Here is a 7456-nt window from a genome sequence, read left to right on the forward strand (position 1 = left end):
AAACGTGCTATTGTGTATAATATAACTTACCTTTTTGGAGACGACGGATAATTCGGGTGGTAATCTCTGCGCGATCGATTGATTTACTGATATAGTCATCTGCCCCCACAGCAAAAGCCAAATCTATTTCTTCTTCTGTTGTGTGTGTTGAAAGAAAAACGACGATAAGATTCTGCCAATAAGGGTCTGTTCGTACTACCAGGCACAAATCAGCCCCATTAAATTTAGGCATCTTCATATCTAAAACCAGGAGATTTGGCTTGAAACTATTTAAAACTTCCCAGAATTGTTGGGGATTATTCAAAGTTATCACTTCACATTCCAAAGAGCGAAGGTAATTTGACAATGTTTCTAATATGACTGAATCATCATCCACTAACATGACTCGATGATGAGAATTCGTCTGCTTCGGGTATAGTACATCATTTATAGTTTGAAAGATGTCATCAGCAGGCAACGGTTTGTGCAAAAAAGCAAATATACCCAATCGTGCTACTTCTATTCTGTCCGCTAAACTTTCCCGTCCTGTAAAAACAATCGTGGGGATTTTAGAAACACGGTTTTTTAACCTCCGCAACAGTGTCAATCCATTCTCAGTTGAACTAGGAAAATTTAAATCAACTAGAATCACATCGGGTGGGGATTGCACGATCGCCTGTTGAGCAACAGCCACATCCGTAGCAACTTCTACTCGCATTCCTTTTTTTTCCCCCTCAATTCTTAATTGTTCTGCTAACAATAAATCATCATCCACAATTAGGATGAGTGGGGAGTCATTTTTTGGTTTAGCTTTTGCAACTGTTATGGCTGTAAGACGATCCAATTGCAGTCGCAACAATTTTGTTAATTCGGCAAAACGTTGGATTTGAATTGCTTCCAGCATTAATTGTGGCTCCAGCAATGTCTCAAGTTCTCGCGCTAACTGTGAGCCTTCTGCTAAACCAAAAATTCCCAATGACCCCGCTAACTTATGTGCTTGGTGCTGGGCTTGTTGCCGTAGTTCAGCCGTTAATTCATCTACGCTTAACAAGCGTGAAGCTTGCTCTAGTAGAGTCACTTGCTGTATCACATGAGCTTTATGCTTATCCCAAATACTCATGGTTCTTTGCTTGACTTTGTGCCGCAGATTTTCCTGCTCACCGTTCGGCTCCGGTAACTGCGTCGCTACAGTGTGTTTTAGCTCATCAGGCTGTTTTAGTCTATAGCCCAAGCCATGTACTGTTTCTATAGGGTTTGATGCACCTGCTGCTTTTAACTTCTGGCGCAGACATTTAATATGCACGCTGACAGTTTCTTCTCCTGGTGACTTTGCAAAATCCCACAATCTGTCAAGTATAGTACTGCGGCTAAAAATACGCTTTGGATTTAATAGAAAAAGCTCTAGCAAACAATATTCTTTTGGTGTTAAGTACAAGCGTTGTCCATTACAAGTAATTTCATTATTAATTGAGTCCAAACGTAAGTTTTCCCAGGTAATTATGGGTGATGATACCAATTTGGAACGCCGCAATAAAGCACGAATTCGCGCTAATAGCTCTGGCAAGTCAAAAGGTTTTACTACATAATCATCTGCGCCTGCATTTAATCCTATGACACGCTGGTCACTGCTATCTTTTGCTGTTAACAGCAATATAGGATTTTGATACCCACAATTCCGCAATTGCTGACATACACTAATCCCATCTAGTCGAGGAATAATGATATCAAGTATAATTAAGTCAAAGTCAAAGGACTGCGCTAGTTCCAATGCGCTGATGCCATCAGTTGCTAGATTGACTTTATAGTTATGGTCACCGAGCATTTTCTCTATGACTGAACTCGTAGGTCGATCGTCTTCCACCAATAAGATTTTCATTATCAGCTTGTTTGCATCTTTACCACTCATTTAAGGTTACTCTAAATTAAGCAACCAAAAGTCATAAGAAAGGTCCCTTCTGCTATCTCGATCGGTATAGCCTTTCTCAGTCTAATGAGGTACACCCCCCTTTCATCCCCCCAAGGTATCGGGGGGACAGAGGGGGGTAATTTTTGTACCTCACTAGGTTGGAATTTGCTGTAAGTGTGCAAGGCTTTTACCTAATACAAATTTTTGTAGGTTGGGTAGAGCGGAAGCGTTACCCAACAAATGCTTTTAGATGTTGGGTTTCGTTCCTCAACCCAACCTACATGTGTTGGGATTTTGCTAATGGTTTGAAAACGTCTCCCTAGCATATATTAGCTTGGTATGCTTTTGATAGTTTTACGAAACTCAACAATACACAAGAATCACCACAATCAACTGACCACAAGCGATCGTAAGTAAAATTCCACCCTCCCAGATTCAACGCAAAATAGCCACTTTATCTGTTTCCTCCCAAGGTAAAACACCAATATCTAGCCTACCCACATGACCGTAGGCGGCAAGCTTTTTATAAAACCCACCTTTAACGATCGCAGGTAAAAATCTCAAATTAAACTCGCGAACGATCCCCGCAAGGCGAAAATCAAAATTCTTTTCCAAAATTATGGCAATTTCTTCATCAGAAATCTTGCCTGTACCAAAAGTTTCTACTTGAATGCTGACAGGTCGAGAAAGTCCAACAGAGTAAGTCAGCTGTACTTCACATTCATCAGCTAGATCTGCTGCAATTACATTCTTAGCAGCATAACGGGCGGCATAAGCTCCTACTCTATCTATACGTGTGGGGTCTTTGCCACTTAGTGCTGCACCACTGTGGCGGGAATACTCGCCGTAAGTGTCTATAGCATTCTTCCTGCCTGTTAACCCAGAATGCACAGAGGGACCGCCGATCGCAAAAGGATCGTCTGAGTCGATAAATATTCTGGTGTTAGCATCAGGTTTCAATTCTTCATCTGCGAAGACAACATCAATGACACTGTCTCGCAAATCTTCCTGAAGACGTTTGAGATTAGCTCCATTTGCTCCTACTAGTTTACTTTGACTGGCAATCAACGTAATGCTGTATATTCGGTGCGGTTTACAGTTTTTATATTCAATTGCTACCTGAGTTTTGCCATCAGGTGCCAAATACGGTAATATTTTTTCCTGCCTGACAGCAGTCAGTCTCTTAGCTAACTGGTGTGCCAACCAAATGGGAAGTGGCATCAAAGCTTTGGTTTGATTGCAAGCAAAACCGAATACTGTCACCTGGTCTTTGACAGAAATCTCTTCTATCTCTGCTTCCGAGAGTTTTTTTTCATCCCAACAGCGATTTTCACTCTTGGGTAGTTCTTTTAAGCTAGTCATAATGCTACAGGTTTTGGCATTAAAGTCAAGCTGGGTATAACCGACTTGCTTAATGACCTGTCTGGCTATTTTCGTAAAATCTACGATCGCTTCTGACTCAAATCTAGCAGAAATGAAGACAATGGCAGTCGATACCGCACATTCGGTAATGACTCTGGCAAAGGGATCTCGCTGGAGAAACCGATCGACAATTGCATCATGATTTGATCGCAAAGTTTATCAGGATTCCTCGTCACAGATTCAGATGTAAATAAAAGTCTTTTTCATACCACCTCTTATTGAGGTAGGGGTAGGGGTTAGGGGCGAGCTAAGAAGAATTTTTATGTATGTGGTAAAATTTTTTCATCGCGACTGCTAAAAATTATTTTTGAGAATGACAGCGCTTTGCATTTGAATGAGGTACAGCGGCGGTTCATGCGCGCGGACGGACAGACGGGGGTAATTTTTTACCTCACCAAGTTGAATTCTGTTGTAACTTGCTGTTTTTTGGCCTTCATTGACCACAAATGGTACTAAAGCACTAGTACCAATGACAGCACCATCCAAAACATGAATTGGCGTCAGGTTCAGCATTTGTCTCAGCCCCGGTATAACTGCTGCTAATATCTGAAGACCAAAGGAGCCTCCGAGTGCTACAGTTAAATAGCGGTTAGCTGGCAGTTTTTCGGAGCTAAAAATACTGTGTTGCGGCGAACGACAGCTAAGAGTATGTAGCAGTTGTGCCATTGTTAGACTCATAAAAGCAATAGTGCTGGCTTGAAGCCCAATACCATAGCGGCTAATCGCGTACCCATAGGCTGCTAAAGAACTAACGGAAATTGTCGCTGATTCAAAAATGATTCTCTGAAAATCCGATGTTTTAATAATCCGTTCTTCTGGATTGCGAGGTGGTTGACTCAACACATCTGGTTCTGGCGGTTCCAATGCCAAAGCCAACCCAGGAAAGATATCCGTAACTAAATTCAGCCACAACAGTTGCATGGCCGTTAAAGGCTGACCAATACCAACTGTTGTCGCAGTCAGCATCACCATGATTTCGCTCATGTTGGTGGACAGCAAGAAATGTACGGATTTTCTAATATTGTTATAAATTGTCCGTCCATGACTGACAGCAATAATCATAGTTTCCAAATTGTCATTTTCTAAGACAATATCCGCAACTTCCCGCGCTGCATCTGTACCTGTATGTCCCATAGCGATACCGACATCAGCAACTTTCAAAGCAGGAGCATCATTAATCCCATCTCCGGTCATAGAGACAACTTTACCCGCACTTTGGAGGGCTTGGACGATTTGTAATTTATTGGCAGGACTCACCCTAGCAAAAACATTAACGCGATCGCACAGTCCTCTCATTACTTCAGGAGCGAGATTGTTGAGGTTAGTGGAGTCGAGGATTTTTAATTGCTCACCTTGACTGAGATTCAACTCATTACCAATTGCGTAAGCTGTAGGGCTTTGATCCCCGGTGATCATGACCGTATTAATACCCGCCTGATGGAAGACATCCATCAAGTCTTTGACTCCATTTCTAATCGGATCTGCCATGCCAACCAAACCCAACCAGATCGCATTATGAGGAACATTTTCATTGATTTGTGCCTCATTGATGTAGGTGTATGCGACTCCAAGTACCCGCAGCCCTTTACCAGCCATAACTTCGTTTTCGTTTTCAATGGCTTGCCTGTCTGCTTCCATCAGAGCTACTAGTTCGCCATTTTGGATCTGCTGGGTAGACATTTCCAGTACTTCGGAAGGACTACCCTTAATTGCCACAAGTTGCTGTTTAGAACGAGGCGATGACGATAGATGACCTCGGTGTTTTTTCTTGTTTGTTAATGGTTGCAATTCGCCACTCTCAGTTATACTAGCCGCCATCAAAGGTAAAGTCTCTGGCTCGCGCTCTGCTGAATTTGGGGATGGGGTATCGTCATGTTTCATGGTATGAACCGTACTCATGACATTTTGATTTTCTGAGCGGTGGTTGGTTCGGCAACACGGATAATTTTCTTTAAGTTTGATGACATCCACTCCAGTACCAATCGCCAAATAAATTAGAGCATTCTCTGTAGCAGAGCCTTTGACTACGTACTTTCCATCTGAATTTTTGTGGACTTCACTCTCATTGCATAGCACTGACACATGAATCAGCTTTAAGAGTGGATCGCAGTTGTAAGGATTAATATCTTGTTCTCGGGCAATAAATTTACCGTCAGGCGACACTTGAATAGATTTGATATCTGTATATAGCTCAACGACAGACATTTTATTTTCTGTAAGCGTGCCCGTTTTATCCAAGCAGATTGTTTGTACGGAACCTAAGGTTTCCACCGCATCCAAACGGCGGATGAGGACATTGTGCTTCCTCATGTTGGCGATCCCCAAAGCTAAGGTGGTCGTTGCAATGGTTGGCAAGCCTTCCGGAACCGCAGCTACCGCCAAGGAAATGGATGATTTCAACATTTGAATCACACCATATCCCCGTAACAGGCCGATACCAAACACAATTGCACAAACGGCTCCCGATACCACAACTAGTTGACTTCCTGCTTGGTCGAGTTGTTTCTGCATGGGAGTTTCTGGCATTTGGTTCTCCGAAACCAAAGTTTGAATTCTGCCCATTTCGGTAAATTTTCCCGTCGCCACAACCACAGCCCGTCCTTGACCACCAGTAACTAAAGTTCCCATGTAGACCATATTCACGCGATCGCCAAGGGGTAAATCCTGTTTGGGAAGCGGTTCTGTATTTTTGGAAACAGGCAAACTCTCACCTGTTAAAGTGGATTCATCGACGCTCAAACGATTTGCCTCAATCAGTCTAGCATCGGCTGGCACATAACTGCCCGGTTTCAGTACTAAAATATCTCCTAAAACAATTTCGGCGGCGCTGATTTCTTGAGAAATTCCATCTCTAATGACCACAGCAGATGGTTTAACCAGGTTCTTTAGTGAGTTAATAATCTTTTCTGAGTTGCTTTCTGTGACGTAACCAATGACAGCATTAATAAATACAACCCCCATAATTATGAGGGCATCAGCGACTCCCCCAGTGGCAATTGACAAAAGAGCGGCAGCACTCAGTAGTCCTACAGGTAAAGATTTAAATTGGTCAATAAAAATACTCAATTTAGAACGGGTTTCAGATGCAGGTAGGACATTTGCCCCGTATTTCTGCAAGTTAGCACGAGCAAAATTAGCAGACAATCCTGATGTAGCTGATGTGTAGAAATCAGCGATCGCAGTATCTGTTTTAAAAATATGCCAAGGTAAAATTTGTTGCTCCTGACCGGATGCAGTCAACTTGTTCATTTTGCTGGTGCAATTTCCTCTTTTAGAGAGGGAGGAGGAAGATGGATGTTTGCTTAAATCGAGCGCTGGTGTGTTAGTTAGAGCTTTTTTACCCTTTCCTAAGAAATCCAAGACAATAGCTTTGATGAGCAGGGCGATGGCTTGCGGGCTGAAATCAGGTTGAAAAATGACAAGTACACTTCCAGTCAGTGGATTAGCTTGGGCATTCCTAATACCTGCTTCATCTTTGAGTCTTAACTCAATATATTGTTTAAGAGACTCTGAATGACGGAGCTTCTCAACCTTATATCTAGCTCTTCCTTTGACAGCAGTATGTATTGCCCGAACAATAAGATTCTTACTGGAGTGAGAGTGAGGGAAATAATTGTTCATTTTTCCAATTAGCTAAACTTTGCGGCGAGAGCGGAGTTATTGATAGAATCCGGTAGAGACAACTAAGGGACTTTTGTTTTGACCTCAATCTTCAGACCAGTCTTCACGACCGAGAAGGTCAATAATCTTATCTCTTAGCAAAAAGTTGTTTTTTTCTAACTCAAGCTCAACACAAACCCAATCACGACCAGGAATGTACTTACACAAAGCATAAATTGGCTGATTGCGGCTCACAGCCCCTTTATTGACAAGTTGACGAGCTTCGTGCTTGATAACTTCTATGTCATATTTGACAGCAGTATTCATAACTTTCACCCCTGGTATTTAGGTTCTTGCAAGTTACAACAATTTATTCGTGCTTCGGTTTTACCTTAAAGTTATGAAAAAACTTTGAGGAAATTGTGAAGATTACAGTTTGAAATATTGTTATAGCCTTTCTCAGTCTTATGAGGTACACCCCCCTTTCATCCCCCCTTGGTAAGGGGGGACAGAGGGGGGTAATTTTCGTACCTCACCAAGTTGAAATTT

General features: G+C 42.3%; 4 protein-coding genes. All 4 read right to left on the reverse strand.

Annotation, left to right across the window (positions count from 1 at the left end):
* Positions 1 to 7: 7 nt before the first annotated feature.
* The 4 genes from F7734_RS45060 to F7734_RS45075 all read right to left on the reverse strand — a co-directional run bounded on the left by F7734_RS45060 (position 8) and on the right by F7734_RS45075 (position 7234).
* Positions 8 to 1885 (reverse strand): response regulator, encoded by a 1878-nt coding sequence (locus F7734_RS45060; protein ID WP_243147422.1) that lies wholly within the window; start codon positions 1883 to 1885, stop codon positions 8 to 10.
* Between the two features lie 435 nt (positions 1886 to 2320).
* On the reverse strand, positions 2321 to 3460 hold the full coding sequence (gene metK, locus F7734_RS45065; RefSeq protein WP_347566394.1) for a methionine adenosyltransferase: 1140 nt from the start codon (positions 3458 to 3460) through the stop codon (positions 2321 to 2323).
* Positions 3461 to 3601: 141 nt separating this feature from the next.
* Complete coding sequence (locus F7734_RS45070) at positions 3602 to 6928, reverse strand: HAD-IC family P-type ATPase (protein WP_155750865.1); 3327 nt, start codon at positions 6926 to 6928, stop codon at positions 3602 to 3604.
* An 84-nt stretch (positions 6929 to 7012) separates the two neighbouring features.
* A complete protein-coding gene (locus F7734_RS45075) occupies positions 7013 to 7234 on the reverse strand; it encodes a DUF4327 family protein (protein WP_155750866.1) in 222 nt (73 codons plus the stop codon).
* Positions 7235 to 7456 lie beyond the last annotated feature (222 nt).

Source organism: Scytonema sp. UIC 10036, assembly GCF_009725235.1.

Excerpts from the sequence above, each read along its gene's own strand:
- F7734_RS45070 (WP_155750865.1), bottom strand. The coding sequence starts at position 6,928 with ATGAACAATTATTTCCCTCACTCTCACTCCAGTAAGAATCTTATTGTT.
- F7734_RS45075 (WP_155750866.1), bottom strand. The coding sequence starts at position 7,234 with ATGAATACTGCTGTCAAATATGACATAGAAGTTATCAAGCACGAAGCT.
- F7734_RS45060 (WP_243147422.1), bottom strand. The coding sequence starts at position 1,885 with ATGAGTGGTAAAGATGCAAACAAGCTGATAATGAAAATCTTATTGGTG.